This window comes from Paradevosia shaoguanensis (assembly GCF_016801025.1).
GTDB classification, from domain to species: domain Bacteria; phylum Pseudomonadota; class Alphaproteobacteria; order Rhizobiales; family Devosiaceae; genus Paradevosia; species Paradevosia shaoguanensis.
Window position 1 is genome coordinate 875,443 of sequence record NZ_CP068983.1, and the last position, 15,420, is coordinate 890,862.

At 64.3% G+C, this 15,420-nt stretch carries 11 protein-coding genes and 1 pseudogene; 6 read left to right on the top strand and 6 right to left on the bottom strand.

All coding sequences use genetic code 11. The features are described 5' to 3' along the window. Positions 1-63 precede the first annotated feature (63 nt). Together JNE37_RS04055 and JNE37_RS04060 are read right to left on the bottom strand one after the other, a co-directional pair. Positions 64-1,335: an MFS transporter gene (locus JNE37_RS04055; RefSeq protein ID WP_035028105.1), complete on the bottom strand. Its 1,272-nt coding sequence runs from the start codon at positions 1,333-1,335 to the stop codon at positions 64-66. 82 nt (positions 1,336-1,417) lie between these two features. Continuing rightward, the gene (locus JNE37_RS04060) at positions 1,418-2,257 is read right to left on the bottom strand and encodes a uracil-DNA glycosylase (RefSeq protein ID WP_203065394.1); all 840 of its coding nucleotides are present in this window, start codon (positions 2,255-2,257) and stop codon (positions 1,418-1,420) included. Positions 2,258-2,332: 75 nt separating this feature from the next. Between JNE37_RS04060 and JNE37_RS04065 the strand changes: the two genes are divergently transcribed. The 3 genes from JNE37_RS04065 (at position 2,333) to JNE37_RS04075 (ending at position 6,744) form a co-directional block, all read left to right on the top strand. Further along, entirely contained in the window at positions 2,333-3,988 is a 1,656-nt protein-coding gene (locus JNE37_RS04065; RefSeq protein ID WP_203065395.1) for an electron transfer flavoprotein-ubiquinone oxidoreductase, read from the top strand. A 174-nt stretch (positions 3,989-4,162) separates the two neighbouring features. Further along, on the top strand, positions 4,163-5,860 hold the full coding sequence (locus JNE37_RS04070) for a tetratricopeptide repeat protein (protein ID WP_152571902.1): 1,698 nt from the start codon (positions 4,163-4,165) through the stop codon (positions 5,858-5,860). 5 nt (positions 5,861-5,865) lie between these two features. Beyond that, positions 5,866-6,744: a 4-(cytidine 5'-diphospho)-2-C-methyl-D-erythritol kinase gene (locus JNE37_RS04075; RefSeq protein WP_246513507.1), complete on the top strand. Its 879-nt coding sequence runs from the start codon at positions 5,866-5,868 to the stop codon at positions 6,742-6,744. Positions 6,745-6,781: 37 nt separating this feature from the next. Here the strand turns inward: JNE37_RS04075 and JNE37_RS04080 are convergent, their stop codons facing one another. The 3 genes from JNE37_RS04080 to JNE37_RS04090 are packed head-to-tail and all read right to left on the bottom strand — an operon-like array spanning position 6,782 to position 9,947. Then, the gene (locus tag JNE37_RS04080; RefSeq protein ID WP_052014909.1) at positions 6,782-7,771 is read right to left on the bottom strand and encodes an Hsp33 family molecular chaperone; all 990 of its coding nucleotides are present in this window, start codon (positions 7,769-7,771) and stop codon (positions 6,782-6,784) included. After that, a complete protein-coding gene (gene argF, locus JNE37_RS04085; RefSeq protein WP_035028119.1) occupies positions 7,771-8,697 on the bottom strand; it encodes an ornithine carbamoyltransferase in 927 nt (308 codons plus the stop codon). Before argF ends, JNE37_RS04080 begins: the two co-directional genes overlap by 1 nt. Positions 8,698-8,747: 50 nt before the next feature. Then, on the bottom strand, positions 8,748-9,947 hold the full coding sequence (locus JNE37_RS04090) for an aspartate aminotransferase family protein (protein WP_203065397.1): 1,200 nt from the start codon (positions 9,945-9,947) through the stop codon (positions 8,748-8,750). 391 nt (positions 9,948-10,338) lie between these two features. Here JNE37_RS04090 and JNE37_RS04095 point away from each other — a divergent pair. Next, positions 10,339-10,875, top strand: a pseudogene (locus JNE37_RS04095) (GcrA family cell cycle regulator); the annotation flags it as partial. Positions 10,876-11,817: 942 nt separating this feature from the next. Here the strand turns inward: JNE37_RS04095 and ppk2 are convergent. After that, on the bottom strand, positions 11,818-12,675 hold the full coding sequence (ppk2, locus tag JNE37_RS04100; RefSeq protein WP_246513509.1) for a polyphosphate kinase 2: 858 nt from the start codon (positions 12,673-12,675) through the stop codon (positions 11,818-11,820). 85 nt (positions 12,676-12,760) lie between these two features. Here ppk2 and JNE37_RS04105 point away from each other — a divergent pair, with 85 nt between their 5' ends. Further along, positions 12,761-14,032: a sensor histidine kinase gene (locus JNE37_RS04105; RefSeq protein ID WP_203065398.1), complete on the top strand. Its 1,272-nt coding sequence runs from the start codon at positions 12,761-12,763 to the stop codon at positions 14,030-14,032. Between the two features lie 302 nt (positions 14,033-14,334). Further along, positions 14,335-15,360, top strand: a complete 1,026-nt coding sequence (locus tag JNE37_RS04110) for a substrate-binding domain-containing protein (RefSeq protein WP_035032062.1) — start codon at positions 14,335-14,337, stop codon at positions 15,358-15,360. The last annotated feature ends 60 nt before the right edge of the window (positions 15,361-15,420 follow it).

The following is a 15,420-nucleotide window of genomic DNA, read 5'->3' on the forward strand; positions in this document are numbered from 1 at the left end:
CCAGGTTGGTGCGTTGGATGACGGTAACGCTTACGGCTCGTGAAGCGCCGCTCTCTTAGTCCGTCAGGCGGTCGCTGTCGAGGCCCGTTTCTCGCGTTCGGCCTCTTCGGGGTCCGAGCGCGGATCGAGCACCACGGTTTCGGGCGTCGCCTTGGTGGCCTCGATCGGGCGGAAGCGCATGCGGCCGCTGGCGTCGCGGACCGGGCGAATCTTCATGCGCAGGAACGCGACCACCGCCAGCGCGGCGTGGAAGGTGGCGGTGACGATGAAGAGGCCCACGGGGCCGAAACTGCTCATGATGACCGAGGCGACGGCCGGGCCGATGGCGAGGCCAGTGCCCAGGATCATCAGCATGCCGCTGGCGATCTTGGCGAAGCTGCCATCCTTGGCGAAGTCGTTCGCATGGGCGACGGCGATGGCATAGATCGGGTTGGCGGCAAAACCATAGATACCGAACAGCACATACATGATGATACCCGGCGACGGATTGATGATCACCATGAGGAGCCCGGCCACGGCCGCCACGATGCTCAGCCCGATCATGACCAGGCGCCGGTCGATACGATCGGAGAGGCGGCCGAACGGGATCTGGGCGGAGGCGCCGAGGATGGCGGTGATAGCGAAGAGGATGGAGATGCCGGCGGCATCGAGCCCCTGGGCATAGCCATAGACCGGAGCCAGCGTGCCGAAGGTGCCGTTGGCCATGCCTAGCGCGAAGGCGGCGATAACGGCGATGGGCGAGGTCTTGTAGAGCAGGACCAGGTCGATCTTGGCGGAAGCCAGCGGACGTGGTTGCGGGGTCGAGGTCAGCGCGGTGGGCAGGACGGCAAGGGTGAAGCTGATGGCGCCCACGACGAACGGCACGTAGCCGGTGACGCCGGTGACCGACATAGCGAGCTGGCCGAGGGTCGAGGCGGCCATGTTGAGGGTGGTGTAGATGGAAAAGATCGTGCCGCGATTGCGATTGTCGGCCACTTCGTTGAGCCAGCTTTCAACGATCATCGCGGCGCCAGCGAAGCAGAAGCCGGAGAAGGCGCGCAGCACGATCCAGCCAATATCGTTGATCCAGAGCAGGTTGAGAAGAATGGTCACCGTGCCGAAGACGGCCATGACCGAATAGGCCCGGATGTGACCGACGCGCTTGACGAGGAAAGGCACCGTGATCGAGCCGGTGACGAAGCCGACCGACCAGCCGGTGCCGATCAAGCCCAGCGCAAGGAGGGAGAAGTGCTCCTCCGCGCCGCGAACGGAGAGCAGGAGCCCCTGCAAGCCCCCGCCAAACATGAGCAGGCAGGAGCCGATGAAGAGCGCATAGATCTTGATGACGGAAGTCATTGAACCGCTTTGAAAAACCGAGCCGCGACAGAGATTCAGTTCAGGTATGGAAGAATAGTTCCATCCCTGGGTGAACACTCCGTCAAGATTGGGGCAGGTTTTCCATCGGAAGAATGTTTTCCGAGACGATCTTCTGCCGGATCGAAAGCATGTCGCGCCAGGCCTGGTGCTTCTGGAGCGGCTGGCGCAGCAGATAGGCCGGGTGGAGCGTGGCGATGGCCATGGCGCTGTGGTTGCCCACGGTCAGTTCGCGCCAGTGCCCTCGCGATTTGAGGATGCCGGCCGTGGTCTGGAACACGGTCTGCATCGCCGGGCCGCCGAGCGTGACGATGATACGGGGCGCGACCAGTTCGACCTGCCTATGCAGGAAGGGCAGGCAGAGCGCGATTTCCTCAGGCGTCGGCGTGCGGTTGCCAGGCGGGCGCCAGGGCACGGTATTGGCGATATAGACCTTGGTGCGGTCGAGGCCGATGGCATTGAGCATACGATCGAGCAACTGGCCGGAGCGGCCGACGAAGGGCTTGCCCTGGCGATCCTCTTCGCTGCCGGGAGCCTCGCCGATCAGCATAATATCGGCCTCCGGATTGCCGTCGGCAAAGACGAGCTGGGTGGCGCGCAGCTTGAGGGCGCAGCCGTCATAGGAACCGAGGATGGATTGAAGCTCATCGAGCGTCCTGGCGCTGGCGGCCAGGGCGCGGGCCTCGGACGGATCGGCGTTGAGGCCTGCGGCCGTGGCGGGCGGCGGCAGGGGCACAGCAGTCTGCGTGGCTGCCGGCGGCGGGGCCGGACGCGGGCGCGCCATCTGGGAGGCGGCGAAGCGATCGACGGGGTCCTCGCCGACCGCCAGGTCGACGCCCACGGCCCGATACCACTCGAGGGCCGCGACCATTTCAGCGTCACTTAGCGGTCGATTTGCAGTCATGATCTCTGTTATGTCACACGCCTTGCGGCGCGGCCAGCGCCGGCACCTTCACTGCACCTGGAATTGGACGACTCCATGGCCTCAGCCGGCGACCGCGAAAGCCTTTCGACCGATGTGGTGATCGTGGGCGCAGGCCCATCCGGACTTGCGGCGGCGATCCGCCTCAAGCAGAGCCATCCCGATATCGCGGTGACGGTGGTGGAGAAGTCGGCCGATATCGGCGGACATATCCTTTCGGGCGCGGTGATGGATCCGAAGGGGCTCGATGCGCTGATCCCGGACTGGCGGGAAAAGGGCGCGCCGGTGGGACCCGACGTCAGCCAGGACCATTTTCACCTGCTCACGGCGACCGGCGACCTGCCGATTCCCGACCTCATCATTCCGCCGCTGATGAAGACCCCGAACGGGGTGATCGTCAGCTTGGGTGACCTCTGCCGCTGGCTGGGCGAACAGGCGACGGCGCTGGGTGTCGACATCTATCCGATGACGGCGGCTGTGGACGTGGTGACGGGCGAGAAGGGCGAGGTGCTCGGCATCATCACCGGCGATCTCGGCATCGATCGCGAGGGCAAGCCCAAGGACAGCTTTGCGCGCGGCATCGCGCTCCTGGTCAAGTATACGCTGATCGCCGAGGGAGCGCGCGGATCGCTGGCCAAGAAGCTCATTCCGGCCTTTGCGCTCGATGCGGGGCGGAGCCCGCAGAAATACGGGCTCGGGATCAAGGAAGTCTGGGAGATCGCGGAAGACAGGCACCAGCCAGGGCGCGTCGACCATTATCTGGGCTTTCCGCTCGACAACAGCACGCGGGGCGGCGGGTTCTGCTACCACGCACAGGATCGCAAGATCTATCTCGGGCTCGTGGTGCATCTCGACTACGACAACCCCACCCTCTCCCCGTTCGGCGAGTTCCAGCGGTTCAAGCAGCACAAGGCGATCGCGCCGCTGCTGGAGGGCGCCAAGCGGATCTCCTATGGCGCGCGGTCGCTGACTTCGGGCGGCTGGCAGTCAATCCCGAACCTCGCCTTTGCCGGCGGGGCACTGATCGGCTGCGCCGCAGGGTTCATGAACGCGCCGCGGCTCAAGGCCATCCACAATGCCATCGTCTCGGGCATGGCTGCGGGCGAAGCCGTGGGCGAGGCCATTGCGGCGGGACGGGCGAACGATACGCTCGAGGGCCTGCAGGAGAAGGTGCTGGCAACCGGCATCGAGGCCGAACTCAAACCGGTGCGCAACATGAAGCCGCTCTGGTCGCGTTTCGGGACGTTGACGGGGGGCCTGTTGCTGGCGGGGTTCGACATGTGGACCAACCAGCTCTTCAAGCTCTCACTGTTCGGCACACTGGCGCATAAGGGCGCCGACTTTGCAGGGCTCAAGCGCAAGGATGCGGTGACGGCCAAGCAATATGAGCGGCCCGATGGCGTGACGACGTTCGACAGGTCGTCCTCGGTATTCCTTGCCAACTTGGCGCATGACGAGGACCAGCCGGTGCATCTGGTGCTGAGCGATCCCGAGGTGCCGATCCGCGATAACCTGCCGCGCTACGGCGAGCCGGCGCCGCTCTATTGCCCGGCCGACGTCTACGAGGTGGACGAGCAGGGTAAGGAGCCGGTGTTCCGCATCCATGCCGCCAATTGCGTGCATTGCAAGACTTGCGACATCAAGGACCCCGCCCAGAACATCACCTGGGTGCCCCCGGAAGGCGGGAGCGGGCCAAACTATAGCGGTATGTAGGCGGGCGGGGATATTCTCCCCGCTTTCTCAAAGCGGTCTGGCATCGCGGAGCGCGGAATCCTCAAGCGAGCATCACAAGAGCGCCACCGCCACTTGCGGCGCAGTCTCAAAACGGCCAATCTTGCGCGCTTAATGGAACAGCCATTTCGCTGATTTGCGGGAGAACCCAACTCTGTGACTTCCCTTGCGCGCATTTTCCATCGCTCGGCTCTCGTTGCCGTAGCCGTCATGGGCATGTCTTCCACCGCGCTCTCCCAGACGATCTTCACCAGCAGGCCGCTGAGCGCCACCGGCAGTTTCCTGGCCGGGCAGCAGGCCATGGTGGACCTGCGCACTGCTGACGCCGCCCGCTATTTTGGCCAGGCCGCGCAGGTGGATTGGGAAAACCCGACCGTCATCGAGCGCGCCTTCGTGGCCTATGCCGCCAACGGCCAGATCGGCGACGCCGCCAATGCGGCCCGACACCTCATCGAACTCCAGCCCGACAACCAACTCGCCCGGCTCGTGATCGCCACCGAAGCGCTCAAGGAGCGCCGCTATGGCGCGGCCGCCGAGGCGCTGCAGAACCTGGGCTCCGACAATTTCGCCGGCATTACGGGGGACATCCTCCGGGCCTGGGCACTGGTCGGCGACAAGAAGACCGCCGAGGCCAACAAGCTGCTCGACGAACTGAGCGGCCAGGGGCTGGGCGACTTCCTGATGTTCCATCGCGCGCTCATGGCCGAGGTCACGGGCGACAACACGAACGCCCTGGCCTATGCCAAGAAGGCCTACGAGAACGACCCCTATGTCGCCCGGGTCGCCGAGGCCTATGCCCGCATGCTGGGCAACGCCGGCAAGTTCGACGAAGCCATTGACGTCGTGGTCAATTTCGAGGCGCAGGGCCTGAGCCATCCGCTGGTCGACCAGGTCAAGACGCAACTGGCCGAACACAAGCGGCCGGGCATGTTCGCGACCAATCCGCAGACCGGCGCGGCCGAGATGTATCATGGCATCGGCGTTGCGCTGGCGCGCGACGGCAGCCTCGACCTCGCCGTGGTCTTCCTGCGGCTGGGCATGTATCTCGAACCCAAGGCCGACGTGATCGGCCTGGTGCTGGGCCAGTTGCTCGATGGCGCCGGCCAGCACGACGCGGCCAACAAGCTCTACGAGGCGGTGCCGAACAATTCGCCGATGAAGGCGACGGCGGTCATCCGCGTGGCCTCGAACCTCGATGCGACGGGCAATCGCGGCGAAGCCATCAGGCGGCTCGGCAATATCGTGGCGACGGATCCCAACGATATCGATGCGGTCTCCACGCTCGGCGACCTGCTGCGCTCGGACAAGCAGTATGTCGCGGCGGCCGATGCCTATTCGAAGGCGCTCGACCTCACCAAGGGCGATGCGCCGGCCGACTGGCGGTTCTATTATGTGCGCGGCATCGCCTATGAGCGCGCCAACGAGTGGAACAAGGCCGAGCCGGATTTCATCCGCGCGCTCGAACTCAACCCCGACCAGCCGCAGGTGCTCAACTATCTGGGCTATAGCTGGGTCGACAAGGGCATGAACCTCGACAAGGCCCTGGACATGATCCAGAAGGCGGTCAAGGCGCAGCCCAACGACGGCTATATCGTGGATAGCCTCGGCTGGGCCTATTACCGGCTCAACAAGTACAACGACGCGGTGCGTTATCTCGAACAGGCCGTGCAGTTGCGGCCGAACGATCCCGAGATCAACGACCATCTGGGCGACGCCTATTGGCGCGCCGGGCGCACGCTCGAAGCCAAGTTCCAGTGGAACATCGCGCTGAGCGTGGATACCGAAGGGAACGTCAAGGAGCGCGTGCTGCCCAAGCTGGCAAACGGGCTCGATCCGGTCGCTGCTACCCAGTAGCGGCCGTGACTGACATTTTCGTCGAAACGGCACCGGCCAAGATCAACCTCGCGCTGCATGTGACGGGGCGGCGAAGTGACGGCTATCACGAGCTCGACAGCCTCGTGGTGTTCGCCGACGTCGCCGACGAGATCGAGGCCTCCCCTGCCCCGAACGACATTCTCAAGGTGACGGGGCCGTTCGGCACCGGACTGACCAGCGGCGAGGGCAACCTCGTGCTGCGCGCCGTGGCGGCGTTCCGCGCCAACTGGCCCGACCATGTGCCGACGCGCCTGGCTTTCGACCTCAAGAAGAACCTGCCGGTCGCGGCCGGTTTGGGTGGCGGTTCGGCAGACGCGGCTGCGGTGCTGCGGCTCATGGCGTCCCTGGGGCCGGCCTTGATCCCCGAGCACGAATTGATGGCGGTGGCGGCGCAACTGGGTGCCGATGTGCCGATGTGCCTGCTCTCCCGCCCCTGCCGGGCACGGGGGATCGGCGAGAAAATCACGGCGCTGATGAGCTTTCCCAAGCTTCACGTGGTGCTGGTCAACCCGCTGGTGCCGGTGGTGACGGCGGATGTGTTCCGACGCCTTTCCATCCACCAGAACGAGGGATTGCCGGATCTTCCCGAGCCGCTGACGCGGCCTGCGCAATTGGGCATCTGGCTGGCGGAGACGCGCAACGACCTTGAGCCGCCAGCGGTAGCGCTGGTGCCTGTCATCGGGCAATTGCACGATGCACTGGGCAAGGCGCCCGGATGCGTGCTGGCGCGGATGTCGGGATCGGGGGCGACGGTCTTCGGGCTTTTCGGCTCGGGCACGCAGGCGCATCAGGCAGCGCATGACCTGCGCGAGCGCTGGCCGGGCTATTGGGTCGCTGCGGCACCGGTGATCGAGCCCGACTGAAACGACAAGGCCCAGATCGCTCCGGGCCTTGGTTCATTCAGTGTTCGGTCTCGAACTCGTGCGGCTTGAAGTGATAGGCCGTCGAGCAGAACTCGCAGACCACTTCGATCTCGCCGTCCACGGCCATGTCCTCACGCTCCTCGGCGGTGAAGCTGTCGCGCAGCATCGCCTCGATGCGTTCGGCCGAGCAGGTGCAGCGCTCCTCGAGATCGAGGGCGGGGAAGACCCGCACGCCGGTCTCGTGGAACAGACGGAACAGCATGCGCTCGGGCGAGAGTTCGGGATCGGCCAGTTCGGCATCGGTGAGGGTGCCGAGCAGCGCCTGGGCAGTGGCCCACTTGTCGTCGGCCGGAACCTCGTCATTATCGAAATTGCCATCGCCCGGCAGGTCGCGGACGATGCCCATGCCGTGCTCGGGCAGATACTGCACCAGCACGCCGCCGGCGCGCCATTTCGGACGGGCATAGCCCTTTTCCGAATATTCGGCGACGGCGAGGCGCACCATGGTCGGGATCTGCTCGGACTGCTGGAAGTAGGTGTGCGCCACCTCTTCAAGCGACTGGCCTTCGAGCGCGACGATGCCCTGGTAACGCTCGGTGTGAGCGCCCTGGTCGATGGTCATGGCCAGGTGGCCGTGACCGAGCAGTTCGCCGGGCCTGGTCTTGCCCAGTTCGGATGCCTTGACCAGCGCGTCGTGGTCGAAGCGGGCATAGCCGCGCAGGCCATCGGGCGCGTCGAGATCGACGACGATGAGGTTCACCGGCCCATCGGTCTGCGTCTGCAGGATGAAGCGGCCCTCGAACTTGAGGGAGGAGCCGACAAGGGCAGCCAGCACCACGGCTTCGCCGAGAAGGCGAGCTACGGGAGCCGGATATTTGTGCCGGTTGAGGATGGTATCGAGCGCCTCACCCAGCCGCACCGAGCGGCCACGGCAATCGAGCCCTTCCAGAGTGAACGGCACCACGACGTCATCACCGCTTTCGGGGCGGTCGAGGCCGAGCGTGGACAATAGAGTTTCAGCAGCCATTAAAGCTTTTCGATCCCGAACACCCAGCACAGGATCGCCTTTTGTGCGTGTAAGCGATTTTCGGCTTCATCAAAGACAACCGATTGAGGCCCATCAATGACCTCATCGGTAACTTCATCGCCGCGGTGAGCAGGCAGGCAGTGCATGAAAAGTGCATCCTTGCCGGCCTCGGCCATCAAGTTGGTGTTGACGCGGTAAGGTTTCAAGACGCGGCGGCGCTCGACCTCGTCGGTGTCGCCCATCGAAACCCAGGTGTCGGTAATGATGAGGTCGGCATCCTTGACCGCCTCATGCGGGTCGTCCATCAGGCGCACGGAGCTGCCGGCAGCACGGATGTCGGCCAGCATGCCCTGGTCCGGGCCATATTCCTCGGGCACGGCGATATCGAGCCTGGCGCCGAGCAGCCTGGCGGCATGGACCCAGGAGGCCATGACGTTGTTGCTGTCACCGACCCAGGCGATCTTGGCGCCCTGGATCGGGCCGCGATGCTCCTCGAAGGTCATGACGTCGGCCATGACCTGGCAGGGGTGCGCGCGGCGGGTGAGACCGTTGATCACCGGCACCGAGGAGGCGCCGGCGAGTTCGAGCAGGTCATCATGCGAGAGAATGCGGATCATGATCGCATCGACATAGCGCGACATGACGCGCGCGGTGTCGGCAAGGGTTTCCTCGCGCGAGAGCTGCATTTCCTGGCCGGTCAGCATCAGGGTTTCGCCGCCGAGCTGGCGCATGCCGACATCGAAGGAGACGCGGGTGCGGGTCGACTGGCGCTCGAAGATCATGGCCAGGACCTTGTCCTTGAGCAGGAGCGGTCGTTCACCCGCCTTGAGCAGCGCCTTGAGCTCGCTGGCCAGCGCCAGCATGGTGCGGAGCTCTTCGGGGGTGAAGTCGAGGAGGTTCAGAAAATGCCTTGGGGTGCCGGTCATTTTATTGGTCCGGTTTCCTTTGTTGAGTGGCTTTGAGGGTGAACCGCCGATCAATCGATCGGCGGCACGTTGCCCGGTTCACTATCAAGGGCGGCGAAGGCATCGGCGATCTTGCCGACAGCTTCCTTGACGTCATCTTCGGTGATGACGAGCGGGGGGAGCAGGCGCAGCACGTTGTCCCCGGCTGCAACCGCCAGCAGATGCTGGTCCTTGCGGAGGCGCTCGACGAAATCGCGGACCGGCGGGGTGATCTTGATGCCGGTGATGAGGCCCTTGCCGCGCAGCTCGACGACATATTGCGGGTATTTCTGCGCCAGCTGCTGGAGGTGCCAATGGAGCACCTGGCCAACCTGCTCGACATGTTCGAGGAAGCCCGGCGCCTGGATGCGGTCGAGCACGGCATTGCCGATGGCACAGGCCAAGGGATTGCCGCCATAGGTCGAACCGTGGGTGCCGGGCACCATGGACGCGGCGACCGGGCCCTTGGCGAGGCACGCGCCCAGCGGGAAGCCGCCGCCGATGCCCTTGGCCACGGCCATGATGTCCGGCTCGATGCCGGCCCATTCATAGGCGAAGAAGCGGCCGGTACGACCGTAGCCGCACTGGACCTCGTCGAAGATCAGCAGCATGTCGTGCTTGTCGCAGAGCGCGCGCAGGCCCTTGAGGAAATCGACGGACATGGCCGTGACGCCGCCCTCGCCCTGGACAGGCTCGAGCAGGATGGCGCAGGTCTTGTCGTCGATCAGGGCCTCGACGGCCTTGAGGTCGCCCGGGGCGAGATGCTTGAAGCCGGCGAGCGGTGGGCCGAAGCCTTCGATGTAGTGCTCGTTGCCGCCCGCGGCGATGGTGCCCAAGGTCCGGCCGTGGAACGAGCCGGTGAAGGCGATGATCTCGTACTTTTCCGTCTGGCCCTTGGCCCAGAAGTAGTGGCGGGCCGTCTTGATGGCGCATTCGACCGCTTCAGCACCTGAATTGGTGAAGAAGACGGAGTCGGCGAAAGTGGAATCCACCAGCCGCTGCCCCAGCCGTTCCTGCTCGGGAATGGAGAAGACGTTGGACGTGTGCCAGACCTTTTCGGCCGCAGCCTTGAGGGTCGAGACCAGGTGCGGATCGCCGTGCCCGAGCGCGTTGACGCCGATGCCGGAATGGAAATCGAGGTATTCCTCACCATCCTGCGCGTACAGTCGCACGCCCTCGCCTCGCTCAAAGGCGAGACCGGACCGGGCGTAGGTGCCGTACAACGCAGACATGAATGTTCCCCTATTCCTAAGTGTTGCTGGAAGGCCGCTCGCGGCCCAATAAAAACCAAAAACGCGCTGCATCAGGGCGGCGCGTTGCGCGTTCCAGATAGGCCCGAGAGCCCGCAAAAGTCAATGTTTTCCGGCCAAGGCGCTGATTTGACTCAGGCTTTGGTTCTCCACCGCTAAAGCGGGGTTTTCCCGGTGGAATTTGCTGGCGGACTCTTGATCCGGATTCTTCGGGCCGTGTAGTATCCAGGGCGTTGGGACACGATATCTCGTGTGGCGGACCCACTCAACATACGACGCATAGCGTATTGGCTGTCAGTCTCGTTCTGGCAGCGCGATGAGAGATTCTGTCTGAATTCAAAGCGGCTAGGAGCTAATGTCGATGGGCTGGACCGAAGAGCGGGTAGAACTGCTGAAAAAGCTCTGGATGGAAGGCTTGAGCGCCAGCCAGATTGCTGCCGAACTCGGCGATGGCGTTACCCGTAACGCCGTTATCGGCAAGGTACACCGTCTCAAGCTGTCGGCGCGTGCCAAGCCGGCAACCACTGCACCGCGTGCCCGCACCACGGCTCGCCCGGCCCCGCGCCGCGTCGCCAGCCCCAGCGTTGGCGTCAGCCATTCGGGTGGCATGGGTGGCGGCATGATCAAGCGGCAGACGGTAGTGCGCACCCAGGTGGTGGGCGCAACGGCGCTTGCCGTGACCGAGGAAATGGAAGTGGAAGCCTATGTGGCCCCCGCTGCCGAACTCTTCATCCCGGAATCCGAGCGTGTCGGCCTCCTGGGGCTCAACGAGCACACCTGCAAGTGGCCGATCGGCGACCCGCTGACCCCGGACTTCTATTTCTGCGGCCGGGAATCGGAAGAAGGCCACCCCTATTGCAATTTCCATTCGCGCCGGGCCTACCATCAGGTGGAAAAGCGCAAGCGCTGAGACGCCTGGATAAGACAATGACAAGGCGGCCGGTTTCCGGCCGCTTTTTGTTTGGGCATGCCAAGGCGCCGGCACGGATTGCTCCGGTCGGGTTTGCTTGTGGTTCGTTGGCGGCTCGGGGCGAGGTTTGCCTCAAGTCTATGTTTGCTAGCGATGTATGCGAGGCATGGCCTCGCCCCTTGAGCGTTTGAGGTTTCGACAAGCCCGTTCACGCAAGTTGCCCGCGAGCGCACTCCGGGCCGGTCACGTCACACTTAGGCCGTAAGCCCAGGCGCCCCCGGACTTCCCCCAACTCCCAGAACCTGGCGGCAGGGCGAGATGCAGGTGTCGACCTTGTCTGCATCCAGTCCTGCCGCCAGCCGCCGCGGCACTGCGTACTGTGCCTCGCCGTTGGCGGAGGGATGGGGAGAGTATGCGGGAGGGTGGTGGGGGCGGGGATAAGTTTTTTTGGCACACGATCGTTCTTTGCTCTTCCCCGGACTTGATCCCGGGCCTATTGCGCCGCTCCACTTGAGTGGAGGGGCCCCGGCTCTTCGGCCGGGGAAGTGCGGTGGTGGGGTGAGGGAGGTGGAAGGTGGGGAAGCTGCGGAGAGGAAGCCGGGAGGATAGGAGGTGGGAAATGGTGAGAGCGGAACGACGATCAGGCAAAGGTCGCGAAGCGAGCCGTATCGCGTGATCTCTCCAGCACGTCTCCCTCCCCCTTGCGGGGAGGGGATAGGGGTGGGGGGTGTTCGAACACGGAGCTTGGGCTCACCCCACCCTCGGTCCCTCCCCACAAGGGGGAGGGAGGCGATGGAGCCAGGAAAGCGGTGGTAATGCGAATGGATAGCTCCGCGCCTCTTGCTCACCCCCACCCCTGCCCCCTCCCCGCAAGGGGGAGGGAGACCTGCTGGCGCGATCGAGGGCGAGAGGCCGCCGGGAAGAAGGGTTACGCGGCCCCCCCTACCGCCCCGCGTGTTCTTTCAAGAACTCCTCGGCGCCCAGGACGATCTCGTCGTCAACCTTGCCGATCTGCTTGTCGTCCTTGCCCTGGAAGTCGAAGCCGCGGAGGACCTGGCGGATGACGCTGAGGCGGGCGCGGCGTTTGTCGTTGGCGCGGATGATGGTCCAGGGGGCGTAGTCGGTGTCGGTTTCCTCAAGCATGCGGTCGCGGGCCTTGGAATAGGCGTCCCAGCGCGGCAGGGCTTCCATGTCGATGGGCGAGAGCTTCCAGACTTTCAGCGGGTCGTGGCGGCGATCGTGGAACCGCTTGAGCTGCATTTCGCGGCCGATATCGAGCCAGAACTTGTGGAGATGGATGCCGTCGGCGACCAGCATGCGCTCGAAGCGCGGCGCCTCGATAAGGAACTGAGCGGTCTGCTCGGGCGTGCAGAAGCCCATGACCGGCTCGACGCCGGCGCGGTTGTACCAGGAGCGATCGAAAAGCACGGTTTCGCCGGCAGCCGGGAGCCAATCGACGTAGCGCTGGAAATACCATTGCGTGGCTTCGCGGTCGCTGGGCTTGGGCAGCGCGGCGATGATGTTGTAGCGGGGATTGAGATTGGCAAGGTAGGTCTTGATCGTACCGCCCTTGCCGGCCGCATCGCGCCCCTCGAAGACCAGCATGATGCGGTCGCCGCCCTTGGCCAGGTGACTTTGCAGCAAGACCAGTTGCTTCTGGAGCGCGAGCAGTTCGTCCTCGTAGACGTCATCGTCGAGCTTGTCGGCATAGGGGTAACCGCCCGAGGTCATGGCGGCTTTCTTGATCGCCTTGGGGAGATCGGGATTCTCGATATCGAAACTGTCGTAAGGGTCTGACACTCTGGGCACTCCTTTGCTCGCGCCACCGTGCTATGAAGCCGGCTGGCGCGCAAGACGGCCCCTCCCCGACGACCAGGAATTCGGAATGACCCAGGATACATCCGGCAAATCCCCAGACCCGATCCCCGGGTGGAAGGAGATGCTTTCGCGCCGCCGCGCGCTGCTGCTGGTGGTGGCCATTGTCCTGCTGGTCATAGCGCTGACGGGCGGGGCGACCTATTGGGCCATGGCGATCGCCTTCCTTGCCATTGCCGCGGCCGCCGCCTTCATTCCTTCGGCGCCGGCAATCGGGGGCGCAGAGCCGGTGGGCGTGGCGGATACGCAGCGGGACGCGCATATCATTGCCTTTGCCGATGCGCTGGGCGACCCCTGCCTGCTGCTCAACCGGCGCGGCATCATCGTGCATCGCAACCCGGCTTCCGCACGTGAATTCCCCGGCGCGCGGCTGGGCGACCCGGTGGCATTTTCCTTCCGTACGCCGGCCGTGCTCACGGCGATCGACGCAGCGATGCAAACCGACGTGCCCCAGACGGTGGAACTGCACCTCACCGTGCCCAACGAGATCTGGTACAAGGTCGTCATTTCGCCGCTGCGCACCAACGGGCCGGGCTCGGACCCGAGCCTCATGATCGTGACGCTGCAGAACCTGACCGAGCAGAAGCGCGTGGAAGCCATGCGCTCGGATTTCATCGCCAATGCCAGCCACGAGCTGCGCACGCCCCTCACCTCGCTCATCGGGTTCATCGATACGCTGCTGGGGCCAGCCTCCAAGGACCAGGCGGCGCGCGAGCGGTTCCTGGGCATCATGCGGGCGCAGGCGCAGCGCATGTCCAAGCTCATCGACGACCTGCTCTCGCTCTCGCGCATCGAGATGCGCCAGCACGTGCTGCCGCGCGGGACCGTGGACCTGGGGCTGCTGCTCCAGGAGGTGAGCGAGGGACTGGAAAGCCTGTCGCAGGATGCGGGGGTGGAGGTGAACGTCACGGTGCCGGAGGAAAAGGCAACGGTGACGGGAGAGCGCGACGAGCTCTACGAGGTGTTCGAGAACCTCCTCGAAAACGCCATCAGCTATGGCGGCGACGGCGGCAAGGTGGATATCGCGCTCGCGCCGGCGACGGGGCGACCCGGCTATGACTATCTCGTGACAGTGACCGACTACGGCCAGGGCGTGGAGGCCCAGCACGTGCCGCGCCTGACAGAGCGGTTTTACCGTGCGGATTCAGAGGCCAAGAAGAAAAAGGGCACCGGGCTCGGCCTGGCGATCGTCAAGCACATCGTGCAGCGGCATCGCGGAATCCTCACCATCAGGAGCCAGAAGGGCGAGGGTACGCGCGTAGAAGTTCTGCTGCCGCGATAGGCCCCTGGCCCCGTTCGAGATCGTGGAATTGACTGGCCCCAGGCGAGGTCGATGGGGGAATCCCTTTGGCCGGGCAAATGGCGGCTTTGTCATTTTCCACCGGATTTCGGAATTGTCGCCAGAAATTATCTCGGTATTTCAGTCGCTTAAATTGTCACAGAACTGCAATTAAACTGACATAAAACCATAGCGACGGGCTCATAGGTTGCCCCCGTCAAACACGGGACCCCGGTCTGAAAGAGCAGGTAACCGGCTCACCGCCCGGGTTTGGGGACCCAATGTTTCCTGAAAGGAAAAACCTCATGAAGACCGCTCTTTATGCCGGCGTTGCTCTCGTGGCCCTGTCGGCCTTCGGCGCCACTTCCGCTTTCGCGCGTGACCAGATCCAGGTTGCCGGCTCGTCGACCGTTCTGCCCTATGCCAAGATCGTTGCCGAGACCTTCGGCGAGACCTATCCGGACTTCAAGACCCCGGTCGTGGAATCGGGTGGTTCGGGCGCCGGCATCAAGCAGTTCTGCGAAGGCGTGGGCGAAGACAAGATCGACATCGCGAACGCTTCGCGCGCGATGAAGAAGGAAGAGCTCGAGACCTGCAAGACCAACGGCGTCGCCGACGTCGAGGAAGTCCAGATCGGTTACGACGGCATCGTGTTCGCCTCGGACATCAACGGCCCGGATTTCGCGATCCAGCCCGTCGACATCTACAAGGCCCTGGCTGCCAAGGTCGTGGTTGACGGCAAGCTCGTCGACAATCCCTTCACCAAGTGGAACGAAGTGAACCCGGCTTTCCCGGCATGGGATATCGCCGCCTACATCCCGGGCGAAAAGCACGGCACCCGTGAAGTCTTCGAAGAGAAGCTGATGACCGGTGGCTGCGACAAGGCTGCCCTGACCGCCGCCGGCGTTGCCGACGCCGATGTCGCCAAGACCTGCATCGCCATCCGCAAGGACGGCAAGGCGGTCGATATCGATGGCGACTACACCGAGACCCTGGCCCGCATCGACTCCAACAAGACCGGCATCGGTGTCTTCGGCCTCGCCTTCTACGAAAACAACGCCGACAAGCTCAAGGTTGCTACCGTCGGTGGCGTGACCCCGTCGGTCGAGACCATCGCTTCGGGTGAGTACCCGGTTTCCCGCCCGCTGTTCTTCTACGTCAAGAAGGCTCACCTGGGCGTCATCCCGGGCCTGAAGGAATATGTCGAGTTCTTCCTGTCGGACGAAATGATCGGGCCGGATAGCCCGCTCGCCCAGTACGGCCTGGTCGCTGCCCCGGACGCAGAGCGTCAGGCCCAGCGCGACAAGTTCGCCGCCGGCACCACCATGTAATTTTCGGCAAGGCGCGGCGAAAGCCGCGCCTTCCTCCTCCAACCACAAGCGCCCGCAAGG

What these genes read in the sequence shown, in the direction of transcription:
- JNE37_RS04055 (WP_035028105.1), bottom strand. Translation starts at nt 1,335, where the DNA reads ATGACTTCCGTCATCAAGATCTATGCGCTCTTCATCGGCTCCTGCCTG.
- JNE37_RS04060 (WP_203065394.1), bottom strand. Translation starts at nt 2,257, where the DNA reads ATGACTGCAAATCGACCGCTAAGTGACGCTGAAATGGTCGCGGCCCTC.
- JNE37_RS04065 (WP_203065395.1), top strand. Translation starts at nt 2,333, where the DNA reads ATGGCCTCAGCCGGCGACCGCGAAAGCCTTTCGACCGATGTGGTGATC.
- JNE37_RS04080 (WP_052014909.1), bottom strand. Translation starts at nt 7,771, where the DNA reads ATGGCTGCTGAAACTCTATTGTCCACGCTCGGCCTCGACCGCCCCGAA.
- argF (WP_035028119.1), bottom strand. Translation starts at nt 8,697, where the DNA reads ATGACCGGCACCCCAAGGCATTTTCTGAACCTCCTCGACTTCACCCCC.
- JNE37_RS04090 (WP_203065397.1), bottom strand. Translation starts at nt 9,947, where the DNA reads ATGTCTGCGTTGTACGGCACCTACGCCCGGTCCGGTCTCGCCTTTGAG.
- JNE37_RS04105 (WP_203065398.1), top strand. Translation starts at nt 12,761, where the DNA reads ATGACCCAGGATACATCCGGCAAATCCCCAGACCCGATCCCCGGGTGG.
- JNE37_RS04110 (WP_035032062.1), top strand. Translation starts at nt 14,335, where the DNA reads ATGAAGACCGCTCTTTATGCCGGCGTTGCTCTCGTGGCCCTGTCGGCC.